This window comes from Vibrio sp. Vb1980, from assembly GCF_033338615.1.
In the GTDB taxonomy this organism is placed as follows: Bacteria; Pseudomonadota; Gammaproteobacteria; order Enterobacterales; family Vibrionaceae; genus Vibrio; species Vibrio alginolyticus.
Window position 1 is genome coordinate 1 of the sequence record NZ_JAWOSZ010000089.1, and the last position, 674, is coordinate 674.

Annotated in this window: 1 protein-coding gene; it reads right to left on the reverse strand. The window is 45.7% G+C overall.

The features are described from left to right. On the reverse strand, positions 1-674 hold a 674-nt coding region (locus R7F64_RS23925), incomplete at both ends, for a metallophosphoesterase (RefSeq protein ID WP_318072157.1).

Sequence of the window (674 nt, forward strand, 5' to 3'; positions counted from 1 at the left end):
GTTGTGATTGACCATCCACGTTGATTTTTTTCTTCAAGTTTACCGGAATAAGATCGTAGCTCACCATTGATAGTTCGCCGTTACGGAATTCGTAATCGGCACGGCCAACATATTTACCCCACTCATGCGCCTGAACAATGTAAGTACCGTTTTGTTGGTCTGGTTGACACTCATCACCCGGTTTAAAGTTCTTTTTGATAACGTTAGGACCTTCCATACAAACGGGCTCTTGTGAGTGACCACCCACAATCATGTCCAAATCGCCTTCATTAAGGTAACGCGCCAAAGCTACATCACCCGGCGCATTGATGCCACGGTTGCCATTTTCGTAGTGACCCATGTGCGTAACAGCGAAAATCAGATCCGGATTTTCTGTTTTTTTCAGTTCTGCAATCAGCTCTTTCGCTTCCGCTTTCGGGTCGCGGAAGTCCACTTGACCGATAAACTCAGGATTTCCCAACTTCGCGGTATCTTCTGTTGTCAGACCAATAACCGCAATTTTAATGCCTTGCTTATTGAACATCGCGTAAGGTTGGAATAAACGCTTGCCCGTTTTTTTGTCGTAGATGTTGGCTGACAGCATTGGGAAGTTAGCCCAATCTTGCTGTTTGAATAGCACGTCTAGCGGATTATCAAATTCGTGATTGCCTAACGCCATCGCGTCGTAGCCAATC